At 41.2% G+C, this 26,148-nt stretch carries 19 protein-coding genes; all 19 read right to left on the bottom strand.

Annotated elements, in window-relative coordinates:
- Positions 1-19 precede the first annotated feature (19 nt).
- Positions 20-1,201, bottom strand: coding sequence for a glycine C-acetyltransferase (locus C6348_RS03905; RefSeq protein WP_106041942.1), 1,182 nt, complete (start codon positions 1,199-1,201; stop codon positions 20-22).
- Positions 1,198-2,262 carry an L-threonine 3-dehydrogenase gene (gene tdh, locus C6348_RS03900; protein ID WP_034662202.1) on the bottom strand — a complete coding sequence of 355 codons (1,065 nt, stop codon included), beginning with the start codon at positions 2,260-2,262 and terminating at the stop codon, positions 1,198-1,200. Before tdh ends, C6348_RS03905 begins: the two co-directional genes overlap by 4 nt.
- 173 nt (positions 2,263-2,435) lie before the next feature.
- Positions 2,436-5,480 (bottom strand): efflux RND transporter permease subunit, encoded by a 3,045-nt coding sequence (locus tag C6348_RS03895; RefSeq protein ID WP_106041940.1) that lies wholly within the window; start codon positions 5,478-5,480, stop codon positions 2,436-2,438.
- A 202-nt stretch (positions 5,481-5,682) separates the two neighbouring features.
- Positions 5,683-5,943 (bottom strand): stage V sporulation protein SpoVS, encoded by a 261-nt coding sequence (spoVS, locus tag C6348_RS03890; protein WP_003211281.1) that lies wholly within the window; start codon positions 5,941-5,943, stop codon positions 5,683-5,685.
- 201 nt (positions 5,944-6,144) lie between these two features.
- Positions 6,145-6,939 carry a TIGR00282 family metallophosphoesterase gene (locus C6348_RS03885; RefSeq protein WP_034662209.1) on the bottom strand — a complete coding sequence of 265 codons (795 nt, stop codon included), beginning with the start codon at positions 6,937-6,939 and terminating at the stop codon, positions 6,145-6,147.
- 88 nt (positions 6,940-7,027) lie between these two features.
- A complete protein-coding gene (rny, locus tag C6348_RS03880) occupies positions 7,028-8,590 on the bottom strand; it encodes a ribonuclease Y (protein ID WP_003211958.1) in 1,563 nt (520 codons plus the stop codon).
- Positions 8,591-8,896: 306 nt separating this feature from the next.
- Positions 8,897-9,937 (bottom strand): recombinase RecA, encoded by a 1,041-nt coding sequence (gene recA, locus C6348_RS03875; protein ID WP_034662211.1) that lies wholly within the window; start codon positions 9,935-9,937, stop codon positions 8,897-8,899.
- A 176-nt stretch (positions 9,938-10,113) separates the two neighbouring features.
- Positions 10,114-11,364, bottom strand: a complete 1,251-nt coding sequence (locus C6348_RS03870) for a competence/damage-inducible protein A (RefSeq protein WP_060596326.1) — start codon at positions 11,362-11,364, stop codon at positions 10,114-10,116.
- A 16-nt stretch (positions 11,365-11,380) separates the two neighbouring features.
- Positions 11,381-11,962: a CDP-diacylglycerol--glycerol-3-phosphate 3-phosphatidyltransferase gene (gene pgsA, locus C6348_RS03865; protein ID WP_034662216.1), complete on the bottom strand. Its 582-nt coding sequence runs from the start codon at positions 11,960-11,962 to the stop codon at positions 11,381-11,383.
- Between the two features lie 75 nt (positions 11,963-12,037).
- Entirely contained in the window at positions 12,038-12,949 is a 912-nt protein-coding gene (locus C6348_RS03860) for a helix-turn-helix domain-containing protein (protein WP_106030901.1), read from the bottom strand.
- 23 nt (positions 12,950-12,972) lie between these two features.
- The gene (locus tag C6348_RS03855) at positions 12,973-13,764 is read right to left on the bottom strand and encodes a DUF3388 domain-containing protein (protein WP_003211480.1); all 792 of its coding nucleotides are present in this window, start codon (positions 13,762-13,764) and stop codon (positions 12,973-12,975) included.
- A 131-nt stretch (positions 13,765-13,895) separates the two neighbouring features.
- The gene (locus C6348_RS03850; protein WP_106030900.1) at positions 13,896-14,153 is read right to left on the bottom strand and encodes a DUF3243 domain-containing protein; all 258 of its coding nucleotides are present in this window, start codon (positions 14,151-14,153) and stop codon (positions 13,896-13,898) included.
- 73 nt (positions 14,154-14,226) lie between these two features.
- Entirely contained in the window at positions 14,227-14,955 is a 729-nt protein-coding gene (ymfI, locus tag C6348_RS03845) for an elongation factor P 5-aminopentanone reductase (protein WP_106041938.1), read from the bottom strand.
- Positions 14,956-14,986: 31 nt separating this feature from the next.
- The gene (locus C6348_RS03840; RefSeq protein ID WP_106041936.1) at positions 14,987-18,106 is read right to left on the bottom strand and encodes an MMPL family transporter; all 3,120 of its coding nucleotides are present in this window, start codon (positions 18,104-18,106) and stop codon (positions 14,987-14,989) included.
- Positions 18,084-18,560, bottom strand: a complete 477-nt coding sequence (locus C6348_RS03835; RefSeq protein WP_060596316.1) for a MarR family winged helix-turn-helix transcriptional regulator — start codon at positions 18,558-18,560, stop codon at positions 18,084-18,086. Before C6348_RS03835 ends, C6348_RS03840 begins: the two co-directional genes overlap by 23 nt.
- Positions 18,561-18,712: 152 nt before the next feature.
- The gene (yfmH, locus tag C6348_RS03830; RefSeq protein WP_106041934.1) at positions 18,713-20,005 is read right to left on the bottom strand and encodes an EF-P 5-aminopentanol modification-associated protein YfmH; all 1,293 of its coding nucleotides are present in this window, start codon (positions 20,003-20,005) and stop codon (positions 18,713-18,715) included.
- Positions 20,002-21,282: an EF-P 5-aminopentanol modification-associated protein YfmF gene (gene yfmF, locus C6348_RS03825; RefSeq protein ID WP_106041931.1), complete on the bottom strand. Its 1,281-nt coding sequence runs from the start codon at positions 21,280-21,282 to the stop codon at positions 20,002-20,004. The genes yfmH and yfmF overlap by 4 nt, the downstream gene beginning before the upstream one ends.
- Before the next feature lie 145 nt (positions 21,283-21,427).
- On the bottom strand, positions 21,428-24,544 hold the full coding sequence (locus C6348_RS03820; RefSeq protein ID WP_106041929.1) for an MMPL family transporter: 3,117 nt from the start codon (positions 24,542-24,544) through the stop codon (positions 21,428-21,430).
- A 317-nt stretch (positions 24,545-24,861) separates the two neighbouring features.
- On the bottom strand, positions 24,862-26,091 hold the full coding sequence (gene bcbE / locus C6348_RS03815) for a bacillibactin exporter BcbE (RefSeq protein ID WP_223251524.1): 1,230 nt from the start codon (positions 26,089-26,091) through the stop codon (positions 24,862-24,864).
- Positions 26,092-26,148 lie beyond the last annotated feature (57 nt).

The raw sequence follows: 26,148 nt of genomic DNA, 5'->3' as shown, positions 1-26,148 counted from the left end.
AAAGAGAGCCTGCGCTCTCTCAATCAAGTATGTTCAGTTTTTTTGCTTCTTCTTTGATCACCGTCAGTGCACGGTCTAGTTCTTCTTTTGTGTGCTCTGCTGTGATGATGGCTCTAATTCTCGCTTTTCCTTTTGCCACAGTTGGGAAGGCGATGCCTTGAGCAAACACGCCTCGCTCTATTAAAGCCTTTGAAAAGCGGAAAGTAAGGGCTTCGTCTCCAATCATAATTGGAATAATCGGTGTTTCTGTGGGTGCAACCTGAAATCCAAGACTGACGACTTTTTCTTTAAAATAGGCGGCGTTCTCCCAGAGCGTGCCAATTCGCTCCGGTTCATCTAACAGCACTTCAATCGCTTCTTCACACGCTCTAGTCACTGCTGGCGGATGTGAGGTGCTGAATAAAAACGGTCTTGCTTTATGTTTTAAATAATCAATTAAAACTGCTGAACCCGCTACATAGCCGCCAAGGACTCCGACAGCCTTACTAAGTGTCCCAACCTGAATTTGCACTCTGCCGTCGAGTTTAAAATGGTTGACTGTCCCGCGGCCATTTTCACCAAGCACGCCCGAGGCATGCGCATCGTCTACCATCACAAATGCATCATATGCTTCTGCGAGCCTGACAATCTCAGGAAGTGGCGCAATATCTCCATCCATCGAGAACACACCATCTGTGACGATGAGACGCATGCGGTAATTCATAGATTTCTTTAAAATTTTCTCAAGCTGTTCCATATTGGAATGACCGTATACCTTTTTATCTGCTTTTGTTAATCGGATGCCGTCAATGATTGAGGCATGATTCAGTTCATCTGAAATCACAATATCATCTTTTGTCAGGATACTTGATAAGACCCCTTGGTTGGTCGTAAAGCCTGATTGGAACACAAGGGCTGCCTCTGTCTTTTTAAATGCAGCGAGCTTTTTTTCAAGACGTTCGTGCATCGTCATTGTGCCGGCGATGGTTCGTACAGACCCTGTGCCAGCACCAAATTCATCAATTCCCTCTTTTGCCGCTTTCATCAGCCTTGGATGTGAGGTGAGGCCTAAGTAGTTATTTGAGGAGAGCTGTATGACAGATTGTTCATTTAATGTCACAGTGGATGATTGTTTTGAGTCGATCTCTTTCAATGTTTGGTGGGTGCCTTGCTGCTTCATTGTTTCCAATTCATCTTGTAAATACGTGAATTCTTTCATCATTTCTTCCCCCTTTGATTTGATGGCAGCATCAGTACGACCTTTCCGCACGTACCATTTCTCATGAGTTCAAATCCCTTTTCGAACTGTTCAAATGGCAGCGTATGGGTGACAACTGGCTGGACATCGATGGTATTCGTTCTTAATAACTCAGATACTTGACGCCACGTCTCAAACATTTTTCTCCCCGTGATTCCTTGGACGGTTAATCCCCTAAAAACAATTTGATTCGTAATATCAATTGTCACTGGCCGTTCTGGCAAGCTTAGTATATTGACTTTCCCTCCATTTGCACAAGCTTCGAGAGCTTGATTAATGGCAACTGGATGTCCTGACATCTCGCATATCACATCTGCTCCTTCCATCCGTGTGAACTGCTTAATCACCTCAACAGGATCATCTTTTCCAATATCCACGATATGATCTGCCCCCATTTTTCGGGCAAGATCCAGCCTGTATTCGTTTTGATCGACGGCAAACACTTGAACAGCACCGGAAGCTTTCGCGACGGCGATCGCCATTAAACCGATTGGTCCGCAGCCAAAAATCGCCACCGACTTACCTGAAACGGGTGTGTGCAGCACTGTATGAACAGCATTTCCAAGCGGCTCTTGGATAGACGCAAGCTCTACTGGCATTTGAGCTGGATTGTGCCACACATTTTGTTCAGGTACTTTGACATATTCAGCAAAGCAGCCGTCAATGTCTACCCCTAAAATTTTTGTTTCACTGCATAAATGCTGCTGACCGGTTAAACACATATAGCACTGATTACATACAACATGTGTCTCTGCCGATACAAAATCCCCTACTTTTGCACGTGAGACTTGCTTCCCTACTTTGACAACTTCCCCTGTAAATTCATGTCCAAAAATGTAGGGCGCTTTAACTCTTCCCTTTGCCCAGTCATCCCAGTTATAAATATGCACGTCTGTTCCGCATATCGAAGTGGCTTTCACCTGAATCAATACTTCATGATCATTGATTTCTGGAATCGGCATTTCCATCAGTACCGCTCCGTAAGCGCTTTCTTTTTTAACAATTGCTTTCATCGTTCCACACATGACGTACAACCCCTTTGTTAAAAAACTTCTCCCAATGAGATTTTAACACGTCTTATTTTAGTCGTAAATACCACTGTCTACTGTAAAAAGACAAATGAACACTCCACATATTTTTTTGGATATTTTTCTAAAAAAAAGCAAATCCCCGTAGAGAAGGAGATTTGCTTTTTGCGTCACCGTCTTTTTGAAACGGCAATATATAAGGCTGGCACAATGAAGAGTGTGAGAATCGTTGAGAAAAAGACACCCGAAACTATGCAGATTGCCAGCGGCTTAAAGAGCGGATCATTACTTAATGCTACAGGCATAAGGGCAACCAGTGCTGTAAATGCTGTTAGTAAAATTGGCCTAATCCTAGCTCTTCCCGCTTCAATGACAGCTGTCTGTTGATCGAATCCTTGCTTACGCCGCTGCTCAATAAATTCGAACAAGACAACCGCATTTCGGACCACGATACCAGCTAATGAGACAATTCCCATTGTTGCCATGAAGCTGAACGGTGTTTGTGTGACAAACAGTCCTATAACAGCTCCAGATATCGCTAAGTAAACCGTACCTAGAACTAACAATGGAAGCATCAATGAATTGAACTGAAAAGCGATGGTCACATAAATGAGCAGCAAGACAACCCCAAATAAGAGACTAATTTCAATAAAGAACTGGATTTGATCTTCATTTTCTCCACCTTGAGAAATGGTTAGCTCCTTCGCAGCATCCGTTTTTCCTACTTGATTGACGACTTCTTTCATGTCATCTTTAAACGACTCTGACGTGCCAGGGTACGCCTTCAGCGTAATGGTCGGAATTCCATTTTCATGTGGAATGCTTTCGTACTGCTCTGTTTCTTTTTCTTTTACATATCGGCTAAGCGGCTCGAGTGAAGGCATACCACCTTCATTTGAATTCACAGGCACTTTTATTTCTTTTAGCTTTAATCCATTTTGGTGTGTAGCCATATCCTGTTTGACCACTAGGTCGATATCTTTTGTTCCTTGTTTAAAGCTGCCTAATGGCATGCCTTCTGTCACTAGACCGAGCTGTCTGCTGACAAACTGAGCGCTGAGCCCATCCTCTGCCATTCGGTCACGGTTTAACTCAAAGGAGATGGTTTTTACCGGCTGATTGACATCGTCAGTGATCAAGCTCGCTCCTTTTTCTTTCATTTCACTTGTGAGCGTTTCTTTGATATTAATGAGCTTTGCAAAAGAGTCGCCCACAATGGTTACTGTCACAGGCGCACCGGTTGGCGGTCCTTGAACAATGGTTTTCATAAAAATATCAGCATCTTTGAATTTCTTACGCAAAGGCTCTGTCATACGATCTATCAATTGTTTACTGGTCATCTGATCATTGTCTACTCTCACAACAACTTGACCAGTATGATCACTTGCATTTGAGATACTTTCATTAAACAGGTTCGGTACACCGCCGCCTGCAAAGATCGCCGTCTCTTCAATGCCTTTTTGCTGTTTCGTCTCTTGTTCTATTTTCTCTAATGTTTCATTTGTTTTGTCTAATGTTGTTTCACTTGGAAGTGTGACAGTGACAACCACTTCTTTCTTATTCGCTGCAGGGAAAAATTCAAATGGTGTGACGAAAATCAGTAAAAAGGCAAGCGTTGCAACGAGCAAACCACTTAGGCCAATAAGCAGCGGACGCTTCACAATGTTCGTCAGCACACGGTCTGCATAAAAATCAGCTAATTTTTTTAACGGTTTGCCTAGGAATCCTGGCTCTTTTTGAATTTTCTTGTTCTTTCTTTTTCGGTTCACGGTATATTGATAGACTGGCACTAGTGTCAGAGAAATCACCATAGACGCAAGTACAGTCGTGACTAGGACAGACGGTAATGCTCGTATAAATGAACCGTTTGCACCTGATAGGAAAACAAGTGGCAAGAAAGCAAACACAACCGCAAGTGTTGAAGTCAAAATAGACCCTGCAACTTCTTTCACACCTGCAATCGTTCCTTTAAGCGGACTTTCGTATTTTTTCATCTGCCTTAAAATATTATCGTTGACGACAATGGCATCATCGACAAGTATTCCTAGGGCAATGATAAAGCCGATAATCGAAATCTGATTGAGGTCTACTTGTAAAAATGGCAGCGGAATCGTTCCGATTGTGATCGATAATGGGATGGCAAGTGAAACGATGAACGCACCGCCAATGGTAAGACCAAGTGTGGTGACGATAATGACAGCGATGACCGCAACAATGGCTTCTTTTATCAAATCATTAAAAATGGCATCCACATCACTTTTTTGTGAATAGTAGTCTACCCACTCCACACCATTTGGAAGCTGCTTCTCTTTCTTAATAACATCACTGACTTTGTCATACATTTTAGGAATATCAAGCCCTGGTTTGATATTGACTGTAAATGAATAGGCGGGCTTTCCGTTATACGACACAATGTCACTTTTCTCTTTTTCTACTTCTTTTAAGCTGCCAAGCTGACTGATTGTGACCGGCTCACGGTTCGTTTTGGAGAAAAGCTCAATCTTTTTCACTTGATCCAAACGGTCATAGGCATCAATGGACAGCTTAACCTTCTCGCCGCCTGCCCGAATGTCGCCTAGTGGAGATGTGTCAAATTCCTGATTGATGGCATTTGTGACATCCGTTACATTTAACCCTTCATCCTCCAGTTTACTCGATTCTAAGTTTAATACCGCTTGTTTGTCATTGAATCCTTTGATGACGACACTGGCTACCCCTTTGATGTCCTCAACCTTTTCCTTCAACGCACGCAGCGATTCCTGACTTTTTGCCAAGTCCGTTAATTGACTCGCCACAACCATATAAGAACCAACCGGCACGTTGCCGAACTCATCCTTTACATCCGGCTCCATCACTCCGTCAGGAAAGGACGACGCAGCACTTGTGGTTTCATTCTTAATTTGATTTGCCACCTCTTGAAAGTCGGCTTGATCACCAATTTCAAGCACAATATTTGAAAAACCAATGGCAGAAACAGAGCTCGTTTTCTCTACACCATTGATATCAGATATGGCTGATTCGAGCTTATTGGTTACATTACTTTCCACCTGTTTTGCATCCGCACCAGGAAACACGGTGGAAATCGTGACGATATTCGCTTGGAATTCTGGCAGTTCTCGTTTAGGGAGCTGCGCGAATAAATAGCCGCCAGCAATGAGAACAATAAAAAATAAAATAAAAACAAGCTTTCCTCTTTTCAAAAAAGCTTCAATCATTATTTCACCTACTTAAATATTTATTTTTGATGAAGTATTTTTAACTTAACCTTAATTTATCATCATGGTGAAAAAATGCAAGCTCTAATATGTCATTTTTATCTATTTCATGAACTGAATATGTTATATAAGAAATGTATAGTGGTAAACAAAAACAACCTGCTTACATGATGTAAGCAGGTTGAAAATAATAAAATTAGAATTATCGCGGCTCAACAATCAATTTGATTGCTGTTCTTTCTTCTCCATCGATAAGAATGTCAGTAAAGGCTGGAATGCATATCAAATCCACTCCGCTTGGTGCAACAAATCCCCTTGCTATGGCTACAGCCTTGACCGCCTGATTCAGCGCTCCAGCGCCGATTGCTTGTATTTCCGCTGCACCGCGTTCACGTAAAACGCCTGCTAATGCTCCTGCTACTGAATTCGGATTTGACTTTGCTGAAACTTTTAAAATTTCCATTTCTGCTCCCCCTTAAATTTACAATGGATAAGTGAGTGTTCATTAGAACAATCTTTGTTAGATGATGCTATTTTTTGAAAATCCATCCCCAAAATGTTTTTCAAAAATAGCAGGCTACCTACCATTTTTACTATATTCACGATAGAGGGCGCATATTCCTTCTTTCTGATTAATATTTTTCTGAAATAAATATGTGAACATTTATTCAAAGAAAATATGGTCATCATTTATCAAAATTCGATCAATTTTGACAGCTTTTTTCGACTGTTCGTCAATTTCTACGATTACTGCACTTAATGTTGTGCGTCCTTCTGCAATCTCAAAACGGACTGGAAGACTCGTTTTGAATCGTTTAATAATCGTCTCCCGATCAACACCTAAAATGCCATCATAAGGTCCTGTCATTCCCACATCTGAAATATACGCAGTTCCTTTTGGCAAAACGCGGTTATCTGCTGTTTGAACATGTGTATGCGTTCCAACGACACATGATGCACGGCCGTCTGTATACCAGCCCATCGCTTGCTTTTCACTTGTGGCTTCACCATGAAAATCAATAAAAATGAACGGTGTACGTTTGGATGCTTCCGCAATTAACTCGTCTACTTTTTGAAACGGGCAGTCAATTGGCGGTAAAAAAGTGCGTCCTTGTAAATTGATGACGGCCAGTTCTTTTCCTTGTTTTTTTATAAACGTAAGACCTTTACCAGGTGTGCCTTCTGGGAAGTTCGCCGGACGAACCATGTTGGCTGCGTCATCGATGAAATCAAAAATGTCTCTTTTATCCCATGTATGGTTGCCCATTGTAAGCACGTCAGCTCCTGCTTGCAGCAGCTCATGATAGATTTTTTCAGTTATCCCTTTCCCATGAGCAGCATTTTCTCCGTTGACAATGGTAAAGTGGGGCTGATATTTCTTCTTTAGCTTTGGTAAGTATTCTTTCAGTGTGTCTCGTCCAGGTGAACCGACGATATCTCCAACAAATAATATTTTCATGCGCTTTGAACCCTTTCTCTTATAAATTGACTTCTTATCAGTGTTGCATATTTACACAAAAAAATAAAGCGGCGCTAAGCGCACCGCTCTATTTTGCATACTCTACTGCGCGAGTTTCTCGAATGACCGTCACTTTAATGTGACCAGGGTAATCGAGCTCGTCCTCAATCCGCTTACGAATATCCCTTGCTAGACGGTGAGCTTCAAGATCATTAATTGAATCTGGCTTCACCATAATACGTACTTCACGTCCAGCCTGTATCGCAAACGATTTTTCAACACCTTCATAAGATTCAGAGATATCTTCTAATTTCTCAAGTCTCCGAATGTAATTTTCAAGCGTTTCACTTCTTGCACCAGGGCGTGCTGCAGATAATGCATCTGCTGCCGCAACAAGAACAGCGATAATAGATGTCGGTTCTTGGTCACCGTGGTGAGAGGCAATACTGTTGATGACAACAGGATGCTCTTTATATTTCGTCGCAAGCTCAACGCCAATTTCTACGTGGCTTCCTTCTACTTCATGATCAATGGCTTTTCCAATGTCATGCAGAAGACCTGCTCGTTTTGCAAGCTTTGCATCTTCTCCAAGCTCTGAAGCCATGAGACCTGCAAGATGTGCAACCTCAATTGAATGCTTCAGGACATTTTGTCCATAACTTGTACGGAATTTTAAGCGACCGAGAATTTTGATGAGATCCGGATGCAGACCGTGAACTCCGACTTCGAATGTCGTTTGCTCACCCATCTCGCGGATATAATCATCGACTTCACGGCGTGATTTTTCCACCATTTCTTCAATTCGTGCAGGATGAATGCGGCCATCCTGGACTAGCTTGTCCAGAGCTATCCTCGCTGTTTCACGTCTAATCGGATCAAAGCCCGATAGGATAACAGCTTCAGGTGTATCATCTATGATCAAGTCAATACCTGTTAACGTTTCTAACGTACGGATATTTCGTCCTTCACGTCCGATAATACGACCTTTCATCTCATCATTTGGAAGATTGACTACAGATACCGTCGTTTCAGCTACATGATCAGCTGCACAACGCTGTAACGCAAGTGAAAGAATGTTTTTCGCCTTTTTATCAGCCTCTTCTTTCGCTCGGTTTTCAGATTCTTTCGTCATGACTGCAATGTCGTGGGAAAGCTCATTTTCAACTTGATCCAGAATGATTTGTTTCGCTTCATCTCGAGTTAAACTAGAAATGCGTTCTAACTCGGCTTTCTGCAAACGAATCATATCATCCACTTTGCTTTCCATCTCTTCAATATGTTGTTGTCGTTCATTCAGAGAATGATCTCTCTTCTCCAACAGGGACTCCCGTTTATCTAAAGATTCGTCTTTGCGATCAAGATTTTCCTCTTTTTGAAGTAAACGGTTTTCTTGTCTTTGAAGCTCATTACGTCTTTCACGAACTTCTTGCTCCGCCTCTACACGAAAGGAATGAATTTCATCTTTCGCTTCCAAGAGCGCTTCTTTCTTCAATGCTTCCGCATCACGCTTTGCATCCTCAACAATTTGTTCGGCCATGTTTCTTGCGCCGGATATTTTTGCTTCTGCAATGGTTTTACGAACAAAGTAGCCAACAACTAAACAGATTAGGCTCAGCAAAATGGAGATGATCGTAAACATCGTAGGCGACATATTTTCACCTCCTCTTGCTATGAACTTGGTTTTACAAATAAAGTGTCGGCATGTACATTGTTTTGTGTCTCAACATACAGGGCCTTCACAGGGAATGAGATCCTCACTGCCCTTGTCAAGTTTAAATTAGTTATCAATCATGTTAAGAAAAACAAGTGATACATTCCCATTGTAATTGTGTCGGAAATACTTGTCAAGCTAGTCAGACTGAGGCGTAAGTCGTTATTTCAAGCAAAGACAGAACTTTTGACCTGCTAGCTGTCATGTAAATGTAAAAAAAAGACGCTTTTCAGCGTCTTTTAGTCTTTAAATTTCCAATTCCTCTTGTCCTTCTTCTTCTTCAGCTGCTTTCACTCCGTTTGTGTCCAAACCGTAGTGCTCTCTAATTTGTTCTTGAATCATGAGAAGAATATCTTTGTTTTCTTTAAGGAACTGTTTCGCATTTTCGCGGCCTTGCCCAAGACGTTCCTCTTGATAAGAATACCAAGCACCGCTCTTTTGTACGATATCTAGTTCGCTTCCAAGGTCGATGATTTCTCCCTCTTTTGAGATTCCTTCACCGTACATAATGTCTACTTCTGCAATACGGAATGGCGGTGCTACTTTGTTTTTCACCACTTTAATTCTCGTTTTATTCCCCATAATGTCATTGCCCTGCTTCAGCTGTTCAGCACGGCGCACTTCTAAACGAACAGACGAATAGAACTTAAGCGCACGTCCACCTGGCGTTGTTTCAGGGTTACCGAACATGACCCCAACTTTTTCACGAATTTGGTTAATAAAGATGGCAATGGTTTTCGATTTATTAATGGCACCTGATAGTTTACGAAGTGCTTGGGACATCAAACGTGCTTGTAAACCAACATGTGAATCACCCATGTCCCCTTCAATCTCTGCTTTTGGTACAAGAGCAGCTACTGAGTCAATGACAACAATATCAACTGCACCACTACGGACAAGAGCTTCTGCAATTTCAAGTGCTTGTTCTCCTGTATCAGGCTGAGAAAGTAACAGCTCATCAATATTGACACCTAGTTTTTGAGCGTAAACTGGATCGAGCGCATGCTCTGCATCGATAAATGCAGCTTGTCCTCCCTGCTGCTGAACCTCAGCAATGGCATGAAGTGCTACTGTCGTTTTACCAGAACTCTCTGGACCATATACTTCAATAATACGGCCGCGAGGATATCCACCTATTCCAAGTGCAGTATCAAGTGCTAACGAACCACTCGGTACTGTTGAAATGCGTGTATCTGTTTGCTCTCCTAGTTTCATAATAGAGCCTTTACCAAACTGTTTTTCTATTTGTTTAAGAGCCATATCTAAGGCTGCTTGACGATCACTCATTCTATTGTTTCCTCCTTTATCAATTCCACTATCTATACTATACCTTGTTTTACGTCATTTGCCAAGAAAAAAACGAACACATATTCGATTTTTTCTTGGCAGATTTTTAAGAAAAGAGTGATTTCTATTAGAAAAAACACTCTTTTATAAAGGAGTAAACCTAACAAAAAACAAAATTAACTCTCTTTTAATAAATTGAGCAAGTGATGCAGACCGTATTTCACAGCGCGCTTTCGAATGCCCGACCGGCTTCCTGTAAACATCCATTCAAACACGTCTGTATGGTCTTTCGTAGATAGCCCAATGAACACTTTTCCGACAGGCTGTCCCTCGTGGGTATCAGGGCCTGCTACACCCGTAAAACTAATGCCAATATCACTTCCCGCGAGCTTTCTAGCACCTTCAGCAAGCTCTAGAGCACACTCTTTGCTGACAGCACCATGAGAAGACAACGTTTCCTCCCGGCAGCCAAGCACCTGCTGTTTGACTTGATTTGTATAACAAACGACACTGCCGCTTAAAATCGACGATGCACCTTCAAGATCTGTCAGCCATTCAGAAAACATTCCGCCAGTCAGGCTCTCAGCCGCTGCCACTGTTTTCCCGTGTTCGTGCAAGGCCTTGGAAGCTTCACGGACAAGTGATGTATCACCATACCCGTAGAAGTACTCACCTACCCGCGCTAAAATTTTCGCTTCTGTTTCTTTTAACAGACGCTCCGTTTCTTTTTCATCCTCATGCTTAGCCGTGAGCCTAAGTGTCACTTCACCGTCAGATGCGAGAGGTGCAATCGTCGGGTTGGTTTGAGCATCAATTAAATCTTCTAGGTCTGTTTCAAGCTGTGATTCACCGATTCCGAAGAAGCGGAGAACAACAGACACAATTTTTTCCTTTAAACCCAGTTTCTCAGAAATCAGCGGCTTCGCCTCGTTCTCAAACATCGGATGCAGTTCACTTGGCGGTCCAGGAAGCAACATATAAAATGTATCGTCTTCTTGAATAAACATACCTGGGGCCATCCCAAACCGGTTTACGAGCACATCAGATCCTTCTAGAACGAGTGCCTGCTTACGGTTATTCGGCGACATGTCTCGTCCAGTCTTTCGAAAGTAGTCTTGAATGGATTCAAATGCTTCTTCATTTAGCACGAGCTCTTTTCCGAGCGTACTCGCAATGGTTTCTTTTGTTAAATCATCTTTGGTTGGTCCAAGACCACCTGAGAAGATAATAAAATTCGATCTTTCCTGCGCCACTTGAATGGCCCTTTTTAAACGCTCTGGATTGTCACCAACTGCTGTGTGGTAATAAACATTCACACCAATTTCAGCTAGCTGTTTGCTGATAAATTGTGCATTCGTATTCGTAATTTGCCCTAGCAAAAGTTCGGACCCGACTGCAATAATTTCTGCTTTTCTCTCTGACTTCAAAGCGTACACGTCCTTTTTAGTTAGAATTCTTTAAAGCTTCCCAGTTTTTTGCAAAGTAATCCCAGCCTGACACAACAGTGAAGAACACTGCTACCCACATCGCAAGGTCACCAAACGGGAATGATACAAGTTCAAATGGCAGGTTATGCAATAGAAGTGCTGAAATCGCAATGATTTGCGCCCATGTTTTCACTTTTCCAAGCATATTAGCTGCTACCACTTCACCGCCTCCGGCTAATACAAGCCTTAGACCGGTTACAGCAAATTCACGGCTAATGATCACAATCGCCATCCATGCCGGTGTGAGGTTGTATTGAACAAGTATAATTAAAGCAGCTGAAACAAGCAATTTATCTGCAAGCGGATCTAAAAATTTACCAAAGTTTGTCACTAAGTTAAGTTTACGCGCATAGTACCCATCAATCCAGTCAGTTGTCGAAGCGACAATAAACAGGATTGCTCCAACAAGATGCGTCACTTCGATGCTGACGTTACCAAAACGCGCAACACCCCAATCTAAAGGTGCAAGCATAATGATCATAAAAACAGGGATCAAGGCGATCCTAGAAAGAGTTATTTTATTCGGTAAGTTAAACATGAAATTCAATCCTCCAATAAGCCATTTTTTTATGTATATATAATAGTAGGAACAAAAGAAAAGTCATCTACTTGCTTAAGATGACTTTTCCTTTCCTTTATTCACAATCACAATGTTTTGTGTCATGGTGTTTTTAGGGTCTAATTCGTACTTAAGCGTTTCGTCATTCACCTTGATATCAATTCCAGTCGCATTGCCTAGACGGATATCGACCTGAGAGAGCTCAGACAAGTCTGTTTTAAACGATTCGCCATCTTTTAGTTCACCCATCTTCAGCACTTTTCCAGATTCGTCTCTGACGCGCAGCCATGAAGCTTTTGTTGCAGAAATGGTTAACTCCATCTCATCTGCACCTGACACTTCATACGTTGTCGTTGAGCCTTCCGTATTCGTTGCCTTCAAAGAGACCGTTTCATCGTCTTTGGATGAATCCTTTGATGAGTCATCTTTTTTAGATGATTTTTCTTGATCATCTGACGAAGCTTTTTCTTTTTTCTTTTGATCCTTTGCAAGAGATGAATCCTCAGATACTTCATATTTAGATTCTGACTGCTGAGGAGCCGTCTGATTGTTCTTCTGCCCGCTATCATGATTGACCGCCTGCACAATTACATAAATGATCGCGATGACCACAAGGACGCCTCCAATAATCAAGATGGTCGGCAGCAGCTCAAGCACCTTCGAGGCAGGCTTTGGCAGCTCTCTTTGCGGCTTAATATTTGATAATTTATCAGATACTTCATCGTTATACGTGCTCGGTACATCTTTACGAAATTCTTCGAACAATTGTTCAGGATTTAGTCCAACGGCTTCGGCATATTGTTTAATAAACGCTCTGACGTAAAATTTACCTGGAATAATATCATAGTTTCCTTGTTCGATTGCTAGCAAGTAGCGCTTTTGGATTTTGGTCACCGTCTGAAGATCCTCCAGCGACATCCCTTTTTCCTCTCTGGCCTCAATGAGCCGTTTTCCCAATTCAGTCAAAACAAACACCTACCATTACCATATTAAAAATCGAAGCCAGAAAAACCAGAATGATCAAACACTTGTGGTTCTTCAGCGTGCTCATATGTAATCTCTTCATCTGCACTATTACGCAATTCAATGATATAGTCGAAATCATCCATTGTATATTCTGAATTTTGAATAAAGATGTCTGGATGCTCAACCACCTTCGTTGCCGGCAGTCTCATAATTTCTCTTAAAAGCTGCAAGTGCTTCTCAGAACCTCTTCGCGTCGACACAATCCCATCAATAATAAAGACGTTATCTGGGCTGTATTCATCCGCAATCAGCTGACTTCGGATCGTCTGTTTCAAAAGAGTGGACGATACAAAAAGCCATCTCTTACTGGCACATACACTTGAAGCCACAATTGATTCTGTTTTTCCGACACGCGGCATCCCGCGAATCCCAATCAATTTATGTCCTTCTTTTTTAAATAGTTCAGCCATAAAATCAACAAGAAGACCAAGCTCGTCCCTTTCAAAACGGAACGTCTTTTTGTCATCCGCATCACGCTGAATATATCTGCCGTGACGAACCGCTAAGCGGTCACGGAGTTTTGGCTGTCTTAATTTCGTTACTTTTATCGTTTCCATTGTATTTAAAATTGATTCAAGGCGCTTAATTTGATCTGTGTGGTCACAGCGCAAAAGCATTCCGCGTCTTGATACATCAACACCATTAATTGTCACAATATTAATTGAAAGCATCCCCATTAGAGAAGAAATGTCTCCTAATAGTCCGGGACGGTTTACCTGTATCTCATATTCAAAATACCATTCGAGCTTTGCCAAATGATATTACCCCCTTCATTGTGGCAAATTTTTACCTTCCTTTATCATAAAGCATTTTCACATTTTTAGAAAGCACAATGTTGCTAAACGGTTAAAATAAAAAGAGAGGCACAAACGACCCCTCTTTTTGTTTAGTGCGAGCTATTATTTTCAACCAGCTTGACCATTATATTGGCAATAGCGCGCTGCTCATCTTCTGATGCAACGCTCCAAAGGTCAGCAAGTACTCTTTCTTGCTCGTTCTTTGCTTCAACTTCGTTAGCTAAATATCCGCCAATTTCATACGCAAGGTTATTGATGGTATCATCTTTTAAACCTTTATCCTGTGCATGATTTAAACGGTCACCTAAAAAGTTTTTCCAATGGTCCCAGTTCTCAAGTACTGACATGTCGATTCCTCCATTCGAAAAGATGAATTACAGCCATAGCTTTTGTCATGGAGAGACGAATTATACACGTTTTTTAACAGTACCAGCCGCCATTAACGGATAAAATTTGACCTGTCATATAACTTGACTGCTTTGAGGCGAGAAACCAAATGACATTTGCAATCTCCTCAGGTGATGCAAGCCGGCCAAGCGGGATTTCTTCCTCAAGCATTGCAATATCTTCTTGTGTGAAGCTTTTCATCATGTCTGTATGGACAGCACCTGGCGAAACAGCATTTGCTCTAATTCCACTTGGGGCAAGCTCTTTTGCCAGACCTTTAATAAACGCATTTTGCGCCCCCTTCACCATGCTGTACAGCACTTCACACGATGCACCTGTTTCTCCCCATATCGAGCTTACTACAACAATATGACCTGCTTTTTTTTGAATCATGGCTGGCAATAGGAGTTGGGTGAGCTCATATGGACTTGTGACATGCAGCTGCACCATACTGGCTAATACATCTTTTTCTGTATCTGTCACTAATCCGATATGACTTTTACCGCTATTTAATACAAGAATATCTGGGGATACAGGCAGACGGCTGACGAGCTCATCTGCTCCGCCCATTTTAGCTAAATCCGCTTGAACGACGTGCGTCTGAATATGACATGTTTCTTCCAGCTGAGCGGCAAGCTGCACGGCTGACTGTTCATTTTTGTGATAATGGAGCATCACATGGCAGCCTTCATGGGCAAGCTTTTTGGCTGCAGCCTGCCCAATCCCGCCACTGGCACCTGTTATCAGCGCCCAACGACTCATCACATGGATTCCTACTTTCTATTTGAAATATCTATTCTTTTCGTTTAAATGGGAACCAGTTAGCTGATCCGAACAATTTCACCATCACAGGTACGAACAATGGTAGCACAACGAGTGCGTACAGCAAAAGTCCTGTTAGAACAAGTGTTGCAATCTGCAGGAGAGACAGCACTCCTGAAGGAAGCATTGCTGCAAAGGTTCCTGCCAAAATAACAGCAGCAGACATAATGACAGAGCCCATATTCTTCATTGATTCGGTCATAGCAAACTGAATGTCTTTTGTTTTGTATTCATTGAACCGCTCCATTAAGAAAATCGAATAATCGACTCCGAGCGCCATTAATATGACAAATCCAAAGAATGGAACAGCCCAGTTAATGCCCGGGTATCCGAAGAAATGGGTGAAAATAAATTCTGTCATCCCGATAGCTGTAAAGTAAGTCAAAATAAGTGAACCTACCAAGTACAGCGGCATAACAAGCGAACGGAACAGGATCACCAGGATGAGGAAAATACCGATCATCATGTAAAGAACCGTCTTATTGAAATCTTGGTCTGACAGCTGTTTTAAATCAGCGTTCATACTTGATACACCTGAAACGCCGAATGATGCATCTTTTAGGTTCGTTTCAGGAAGTGCCCGCTCGACAGAAGCTTCTACTTGTTTGATCGTCGACAGGGCTTCATTGCCATATGGATTTTTTTCTAAAATGACATCAATTTTTGTCATCTTGCGGTCATCCGACATGTATGAATCAAATACTTGCTTGAATGCTTTGTTTTTCAGCACGTCTTTTGGGATAAACCAGCCGGCCATGTCTTGATCTGGTGCATTTTTCAGTTCGTCTAAGTAGTCACCTGCACCCATTAACCCGCTTGAAATTTTCTCCAGTCCACTTGCGCTTTTGTTCAGCCCATCTGTCAGCTTGGTCAGGTCATCACCAAAGCCGCCAATCTTTTCTTTCATTTGTTTTTGACCATCAATCACTTTGCCAGCTCCATTTGCAAGCTTCGGCATATTATCAGCTAACTGTCCTTGACCTTTAGACGTTTGATCAAGTCCAGTTTCAATTGCGTCTAAGCCAGCAATGAGCTCATCGATTTGACTCGTCAAGACTTTCTGCTGCTCTGAAGCTTTTGCGATAAAGGCATCCGCTGCTTCAAGCTGTTTTTTGGCTTCTTTTGCTTGTTTGGCATAGCTGTCTGCCTGTTTCGCCCCTTCTTGCAAGGTCGTAGAAAGTTCATTATATGAAGCTTTGATGGCTTGATACGATTGATTTTCTTTTACCTGCGGAATTTGTTTTTCGAGTGTACTAAATTGTTGATTTGCTTGTGTGATTAATGCTTTTACATCCGCTGCGGCAGAGGATGACGTATCAACTTGCGCTAATGCTGCCTTTAATTCTTTGGAAATGCTTTTATATAGCGCAACTTGCTGATTCACTTGTGCGACTTGAGCCGTTAATTCCTTTTTCGCACTTTTAATTTTTTCTTTAATCTCTGCTACACCGTTTTTGTTTTGATCGATTCCGCTTTGCAGTTTTCTTAACATTTTCTCGACATTTTGAATGCCTGTTTGTACTGATTCAGTGCCAGAAATCAGCTGGTTAATGCCTTTTCCAGATGATTTGATCTGCGGCGTTTGATCTTCAATAGATTTACTCATTGTCGTCAGTGCATCTTGGATTTTTTTCAAGCCTTCATTGCTTTTATCAAGTCCGGTATTCAGCTCTTTGGCTTGTGATTTCACGTACAGATCACTCAGCCCTTTACCGACAGGACGTGTCGCACTTCTCACTTTACTTACGCCATCTGTTTGTTCAATTGCACGGCTGAGTTTTTCAACAGCAATCAGCCCTTTATTGTTGTCTAACAGATCAGCTGATTTGACGACAATCGTTGCCGGCAGTGCTTCTCCTGGCCCAAATTTGTCAGAAATGGTATTGAATGCATTGACTGATTCGTATTTATTACCGATTTCATCTAAGCTGTTATACGAAAGCGTTCCTTTATACATGAGAATGGGCGGAAGCGTAATGATTCCTACGATTAATAAACTGAAAAGTGGTTTTTTAAATGAAAAACGTCCTGCTGTTTCCCACATTTTTGACTGCGGATGAGCAATATCACCTTTAATCGGCCAAAATAACACTTTTCCTAAAACCGCCATAAAGAACGGAACAATCGTGAGAAGCGCCACAATCAGCACAGCGACACCAACTGCTACTGCAACAGCTGATTTATAGAGCTGGAATTGCGCCAGGCCTATACAGGTAAAACCGATTAGCACAGCAATTCCGCTGAATAAAACGGTCTTTCCTGCTGTTTTATACGTAATCAGAATCGCCTCAATTTTATCTTTACCGTGTGCGATCTCTTCTTTAAAGCGACTGAGAAGCAGAATGCAGTAGTCCGTTCCTATTCCAAACATGATCGCGACCATGAAAATTTGGGTAAAGGTCGAGAGCGGGAAGTCGAGATATTTAACTAAATAAGCCACGATGGATTGACTCACCAAGTAAGACAGAGCTACTGCGACTAATGGTACGAAAGGCGCCACAGCTGATCTAAAGACAAGGACAAGAACGATGAGAATAAACCCAATCGTAATGAACTCTGTTTTCTTCAGACCTTCTTGCGAGCTTGTGATCACATCATCATCAATTAATGGCTGTCCTGTCATTTCAAATGTTAGGTTTAAGCTCTTCAGCTTTTCATTGACTTTTTCTTTAAAATCGGAAGCTTTGATTTTGTTTGAGTCATATGTAACTGGAACAAGGAGCGTTGTTTCATCTTTAGAGAGCATCTGTTTTTTGATATCTTTATTGGCTTCAAAATAAGAAGTGATGTCCTCTACATGAAGATCTTGATCCTTTTCTAAAATCTCCATTGCCTTTTTTAAAGATGTTTCTCTTTCTTTTACGATGTTCTTTTCTTGAAAGACAATGACGATTGATTTTTCTGTATCACCGTTTTCAGACATTTTCTTTAATAACTGATTCGCATATGAGGACGGATAGCCGTCTGGTACAGAAATTTGCCCTTTTTCTTTTGTTAATTGCGCCATATTAGGAGCGGTGATGAGTAACACTGCCGCTAATACGATCCATAGAATCGTGATCAGCCATCTACCCTTTATGATTGCTCTCATTAGTGCTTTGTGCCTCCTCTTCGATGATCACTTGATAGATCTTTTCATATGTTTGAATAAATGATTCCATTTCCTTTTCTTCCAGCTTTTCAAAATAAGATCGAACTAGATCCTGAAGCTGCTTTTCCATTCGGCTGACCACATCTTTGCCCTCTGGCGTGACGTATAGGTGAACATTTCTTCGATCGGCTTGATCGTGCTCACGGACAATATAGTTTTTCGTAAAAAGACGATTTGTCATGGAGGTTACAGCACTTTTGTTCACATTACATACATTTGCAAGGTCAGTTGATGTACATCCAGGATGTAAATTGATGTATCGAAGCGAGTAATACTGATCAAGCGTCAGCTCTTTATCAAGCTTTTCCGTGATCATACCCGATACCTTTTTTTCCATCATGAGATAGACGTCTGCATATCTCTGAATGAGCTGTGCAATTTTATTTTGTTCCATACGCTGCTCCTTTTTAGTTTAAGTGTTTAACTATTAAAGAGTTTAACTAACGAACAAATTGATTGTCAATGAAAATTCTCACAATTAACACGCTTTTATTAATTAGACATAAAAAAGACAAACTCATTTGATCTGAGTTTGTCTTTTTTTATTTATTTTGTTTTCGGGACGACTTTGAAAACGGACATCCGTTCTTCATCAATTTCTTCCTCTAAAATTTGCTGAATGTCGGCTAATTGGATTTGTTCCAGCATGGTCACGACATCAAATAAGCTCATGTCTAAAAATGCATATCGAGTGAATTGGTTCGCAATGTATTCGGGAGAGTTCATGGCTTTTAAAAAGCTGCCGATTTTCTTCTTGCGCGCGAGCTCAATTTTTTCTTCTGACATCAGGTTCTTTGCTTGAAGAAGGGTTTCTTTTAATTCTTTTGCCAGTTGATCAGGATCATTTGTATCTCCGCCAACGGACGTGAAGCCAAAGCCGCCTTCTTCCGTATAATCGTAGCTGAAGGTCTCATCAATTAAGCCTTTTTCATACATTTGTTCATATTGTAAGGAGCTTTTACCAAACAGCGTCTCTAAAATGAGATTCATCCCGAGCTCATGTTTTAGCAGCTGATTCCCTTTTTTATGAGGATTCTTTGTTTTCAACCCGAACATACATTTCGAGCCTTGTACGTTCATTGGAAGTTCGTATTCTTTTCGGTACACACCTTCAGGCTCATTGTTGTCTTTTCGTTTAATCTCTGGCTGGTCTGTAAATGGCTTTTTCGCCTGATTCGCTCTGACTTGATCTAATATTTGCTTCGGATCAACGGGACCGACAACAAATAGAAGCATATTGCTCGGGTGATAGAACGTTTCATAGCATTCATACAAATGATCTTTTGTAATCGGAGCAATACTTTCTACTGTTCCAGCAATATCAATTCTCACGGGATGCTCTTGATATAGATTTTCAATCAGACCGAAGAATAAACGCCAGTCCGGATTGTCATCATACATGTTAATCTCTTGGCCAATGATGCCTTTTTCTTTTTCGACCGTTTTTTCAGTAAAATAAGGCTCTTGAACAAAATCAATGAGTGTCTCAAGGTTTTGTTCGACATTTGAGGTGCTTGAGAATAAGTAAGCTGTTCTCGTAAACGTTGTAAAAGCGTTTGCGGATGCTCCTTGCTTACTAAATGTATGAAATACGTCTCCATCTTCTTTTTCAAACAGTTTATGCTCTAAGAAATGGGCAATTCCGTCAGGCACTCGAATCATGTCTTCTTTGCCAAGCGGCACAAATTCGTTATCGACAGAGCCATATTTGGTTGTAAAGGTCGCATAGGTTTTGTTAAACCCTTGCTTTGGCAGCACATAGACGTCAAGTCCGCTCTCCATTTTTTCGTGATAGACCGTTTCTTGCAGCTGGTCGAATTGAATTGTTTTCACTGTCATGAAGCACCCTCCGTTCCTTTAAGAAAATAGGTCGTATCCCATTCGATTTTCTGACCCACTTTGATGATGTCCTCTTTTGTCACTCGGTCTAATGCTTCTAAAAAGGAATCAAGGGTTTCCCCTGTTGGCACAACGGCATGCTGATACAAATATTCTGCTGTCCCATAAGATGTATCAATCGTTTCAAGCAGCTGATTTTTGACGACAGCCTTTGTTTGGTCAATCGCTTCATCTGAAAAATCACCTTTTTGCATTGCTTCAAATTGTTCTTTAATGATGTCTACTGCCTGCCGGTAGTTGCCGACTTCAATTCCTGACATGACCATCATCAAGCCTTTAAAGCTCTCAAGTCTAGACACAGCGTAGTACGCAAGACTTGCTTTTTCCCGAACATTGATGAATAGCTTCGAATGCGAGAAGCCGCCAAATATGCCATTAAACAAATACAGCGCCGGATAATCTTCATCTGCAATCGTCGTATGCGTGCGAAAGCCGATATTCAGCTTGCCTTGCTTCACGTCCTCTTCATCAATGACTTCTTTTGCTTCTTTTTGCGTTCTTGTTGAGTCAGCGTGTTGTTTGACCGGTTCTCTATCACTTGTTTTGAAGTATTGAGAGACCATTCGGCTGATGTCTTGTTCGTCAACATCTCCCACAACATAAAGATCAAGCTGATTTGATTGAAGCGCATGCTCATAAGCTTCAAAAAGCGAGTGAGCTGTGATCGTTTCGATGTCTTCCATTTCTCCATTGACGTGCAGTGCATACGGTTCACCTTTGCACATTTCCTGCACAAGTCTTAAGTTCGAGTAACGCATTTTATCATCATACACTGCTTGAATTCGCTGTTTTAATGTGCGTTTTTCTTGATCTACATATAATTGACTAAACACCCCATCTTCAACATACGGATGGAATAGTAGGTCAGATAGTAAGGCAATCCCTTTTTCTAGTAAAGGGGTTTGATCCTTTAAATATTTTTCATTCGCCATTTCCAGGCGGAAGGTAATGATGTGATTCTCCCCTTTTTTCGCCATGTCTGCTGAAACAGTAGCACCATAAAGCTCATCAAAATAAGCACGCAATTCTCCCGTTTTCGGCATTTTCTCTGTTCCTCTTAACAGCACATGCGGGAAAAGTGAACGCATGGTGACATCATCTTTCGATAGAGGCGCAAGCATTTTAAAAAGGATTGTGACCGTTTTAAATTTTTCTGTTTTGACAATATGAGTATGAAGACCAGGTGTGTCTAGTGTCTTCTCTTGTAAGTACGTCATGAGAAACCTCCTTTGTTCATCCTATTTATTATGTATTAGAACATAGCTGATATATACGTGAAACAGCCATTTAATAGACATTATATCAATCAGAGGAAAGGATAGGAAATAAAAACGCCTCTGCTATAAGCAGAGACGCCAGTCGTTATTTCATTCTAAACGGCCACCAATTCCATTTACCGAAAATACGAACCATGACCGGAATAAAGAGCGGCAATACAACAAAAGCATATAATAAAAGTCCAATGAGTACGACCGTTGCAATTTCAACAAGTGATAATACACCGGACGGCAACATGGCGGCGAAGGTCCCCGCTAATATCGCGACTGCTGAAATAATGACGGAACCCATATTTCTCATCGCTGATATCATCGATGCTTGCACATGCTCTCCCTTCCATTCATTAAAGCGATCCATGAGGAAGATCGAATAATCAATGCCAAGGGTGACAAGAATGACAAAGCTGAAAAATGGGACAGCCCAGCTAAGACCGTCGTAGCCAAAAAATGTTTTGAAGATCCATTCTGTTAATCCGACGGAAGTAAAATACGTTAAAATGAGTGAAAGTGTTAAGTATATCGGCATGACGATTGACCGTAATAATATAATTAAAATGATAAAGATGCCAACTAACATGAAAATGACCGTTCGAATAAAGTCACCGTCAGATGTTTCTTTTAAATCTACATTTAAACTTGAGATACCAGACACACCGTAATTTACATTCTTTAACCCGCTGACAGGTAAATATTGATCAAGGGTGTCCTCAATTTTGGCAACGCCTTTCATCGCTTCATTGCTGTATGGATTCACATTTAAAATAACTTCTAAGGTTGTTAATTTACGATCTGGAGACATATATGTTTTAAAGATTTGCTTAAATTCATGGCGTTTCAGCACGTCTTCTGGAATAAACCAGCCCGTTATTTCTTCATCTGGCGCTTGCTGAAGCTGCTTTAAGTAGCCGCCCGCCTCTGTGAAGCCGCTTTTGACCTGCTCGAGCCCTTCAATACTTTCATCTAAACCATCTGTTAACAATGTGAGTTTTGATGAAAGCTGGTTAAATCCTTTTTTGATGGCTTTTTGGCCGTCTGTCAGCTGATCTGCTCCATCTTCAATTTTAGGCATTTCTTTGATCAATTGTTTTTGTCCTTCATTTGTTTGTTCAAGACCGTCATAAATTTGATCGAGCCCGTCCATGAGTGCTTGCACTTGGCGTTTTACGTCTTTTTGCTTGCTTGATAAGGTTTGAATTACTTGATCTGCTTTTTTGATCTTTTGTTTAAAGTGAGAGGCTTCCTCTTCATACACACTCATTTGCTCCCCAGCTTGATCAAGCATTTCTTTTGTGTCTTTGAATACTTTCTTGATTTCTTTATATTCATCCATATCTTTTACTTCTGGAAGCCGTTTTTCAAGTGCTTCAAACGATACATTTTCATAGGAATTTTTTACTTTTTTAATGGTGGTCATCAGCTGCTGATTGGATTTCGCATGACGTTCCAGCGTACTCACCATTCGCTTAAGCTCTTGAATCATCGCTTCACTGCTGCGATATTCTTGCTCTAATTCCTTTTTCGCTTCTTTGATTTTACTTCGGATGGTCCCGACGCCATCTTTACTGCGCCTTACCCCATCTTCTAAAGAGATCAAGGACTCCCTTACTTCTCCAATTCCGCTTTTGATCGCTTTTGTTCCATCAATCAGCTGGTCAATGCCTTTAGCGGATTCTTGAATTTTTGGTTTTTGTTTGAGAAGGGCAAGATTTGTTTCGGTCAGGCCATCTGAAATTTTCCCGATTCCTTCGTGGCCTTTGCCAAGTTCTCCTCCCAGCTCTTTTGCTTGAGAGGTGACGTAAAGCTGACTTAGCCCGTCTCCAACAGGCCTAGTGACACTGCGGACTGTTTTTACTTCGTCAATGTCATTTAATTTACGGGTCAGTTTTTCAATCATGACAATCTTTTCTTGGTTATCTAACTTATTGTCACTTTCAACAAGTACATTCAGGGGCAGCGCTTCCCCAAAGCCAAATTGCTCTGATATCGTATTAAATGCAGACACTGATTCATACTTTGTCCCAATCTCATTTAAGCTGTTATAAGAAAGAGTTCCGTCGTACATCAAAATAGGAGGCACAGTAATTAGTGCAACTAAACCTAAACTGATCAGCGGCCTTTTAAATGAAAAACGCCCAGCCCATTCCCACATTTTACTTTGCGGGTGGCGAATGTTTTCTCTTTTAGATGGCCAAAAAAGGGATTGTCCGAAAACAGACATAAAAAAGGGAACGATGGTGACTAGGGCAATCAGCAGTATGCCAACTCCAACAGCAACACTAACGGCTGATTGATACAATTGAAATTTGGCAAACCCAATGCTTGAGAAGCCGACTAATACGGCTAAGCCACTGAAAAAGACCGTTTTCCCTGCACATTTATATGTGATGATAATCGACTCTTTGACATCACGACCTTGACCGATCTCTTCTTTAAAACGGCTTAACAGCAAAATACAATAATCTGTTCCTATACCGAACATAATAGCTACCATAAAAATCTGAGTAAAATTAGATAGAGGAAATTGCATATATTCTACTAGAAAAGCCACAATACACCGGCTGACGGCATAAGAAATGCCGATCGTAATGAGCGGAACAACAGGTGCCAAAATCGATCTGAAAACAATGATTAAAATAAAGAAAATAAAAATCATCGTAATAAGTTCAGTTTTCTTCAGACCTTGTTGAGAGCTTTTAATGACATCTGAATCCACAAATTTTTGACCCGTCATTTCATATGAGACATGATAGGGCTTTAAAACTTCCTCAATTTGTTCTTTAATCTTCACAGCTTTTGTTTCGTAGTGGTCGAATTTGAATGGAACAAGAAGTGTACTTTTATCCTTTGATAAAAGTTGTTTTTGAATGTCCGGATCTACATGAAAATACGAAGTAATTCCGTCAATGTGGAGGTCTGGGGCATGAGTCATGAGTGCAGATAAAGCCTTTTTTAATTCCTGCTCTTTTTCAGGGAACAGATGTTGTTCGGAGAATACAATGACACCCGTATCTTTTTTCCCGTTATGATCTGATAGCTTATCCAATAAGTGAAGTGCCTCAGCTGTTGGTGTCCCCTCCGGAACCTTTAATTGCCCTTTTTCTCTTGTTAATTCCTCTAAATTAGGCGCAGTAATAAACAGAATCACAGCTGTTATCATCCACACCACTAATACAATCCATCTTGCTTTAATTATTTGCAACATAGCTGCTTCAAGCTCCTTCTAGTTCATCAATCAATTTGCTGTATTTGAGCGTGTCTGAAGTGCTGACTGCGTCTCCTTCAACGTGCTAATGGCAGGATGACCTATTCAATTGTCTTTTCGTGTTGAAGAAACACATATTCATCATCAGCACGCGAGCTCAATTTCTGCCTGAAGAAAGACAGAAAATGAATGTTTTTGAACACCTCCTATTTGGGATAATTTAAAAGATATTACTATACATTAGTTTAACTATCAAAATTTTACATGTCAATTTATAAAAAAGAAAAAAGATGGCAAAATACCGTCTTTTTTCTAGATTAAACCGTTTTTAATTGTTCACTTTCATCCTTTTCATCTGGCTGGATGAAGAAGAGGACCAAAAATAGTGAAATAAGACTGCAAATGGTCGAGAGAATAAAAACGATGGAGTCCCCTTTATCCATGAGATAGGCGTAAATCGGAGGTCCTAAAGCGACACCGATAAAACGCATACTGCTGTAAAATGACGTAATGGTTCCGCACTGCTCTTTTTCGATTCCTTCTGTGATCAGGGCATCAAGTGCAGGCAGTACAATACCGATGCCAACACCGCCAATGCTTAAACAGATAAACAATACGTAAAAGCTGTGATTCCACCATAAAAACATATAGGAAAGTGATAACAAGGCCATGCCTATGATTATAAAGATTCTCATTTTCCCTTTTTCTTTTCCAATCGTTTTCCCAGCAATGTATGAACTGATGGATAGAAAAAGGAGCGGGATACTAAGCAGGAGCCCTTTTTTGACACCCTTAATTTGATAAGCTGCCTCTAGGTTATCAGATAAGTAAAAAAGCACACCAAAAAGAAGAAACATAATAAAACCGCCAATTGCAAAAATGGCATAAAGCCAGCGTCCCTCATGCTTAAAAATGGTCTTTGTTGATTTTAAAAATTCTTTAAATGTAGGCGGGTCCTCCTCTTTTTTCGCGGACTCTACCATGAACAGTACCATGAGAAAGCTGATGATTGAAAAGAACGGAATAAACCAAAACGGCACAAACCAAAACCATGAAGCTAGAAGCGCCCCAATAATCGGGCTTAATACCTTTCCAGCTGTGTTAGAGGTTTCGATGGCGCCAAGTCCCGCACTTACTTCTTCATCATCATGAAACAAATCTCCTATAAACGGCATCACGACAGGTGCTGCCCCGGCTGAGCCAATGCCTTGAAGGACCCTTCCAAATAGAATCCACATGTAAGGTTCTTTCATGATCGTTGAGGCAACTGCTGCCACAGCCCCACCAAGACCTGCGATTAACAGACACGGCAGGAGTACCTTTTTACGCCCGATTCGGTCCGATAAATAGCCGGCGATTGGAATACATAAGATCGCTACAACAGAGTATACCGTAATAATGAGGGAGACTTGAAAAGAAGTGATGGAGAGTGTCTTTTCTATCTCTGGCAATACAGGTATTAACATCGAGTTCCCAAGTGTCATGATTAGAGGCACTGATGATAATGCAATAATATTCTTTTTACTGACTGTTTTCTCGCCCAACATCATTCACCCAATTCTATATACTGTTACGTATTAGTGTGGCAAGTTTTACGGGTATTA

Source organism: Bacillus sp. YBWC18 (genome assembly GCF_002998775.1).
Taxonomy (GTDB): Bacteria; Bacillota; Bacilli; order Bacillales; family Bacillaceae; genus Bacillus.
This window is presented reverse-complemented; position numbering and strand designations above follow the sequence as displayed.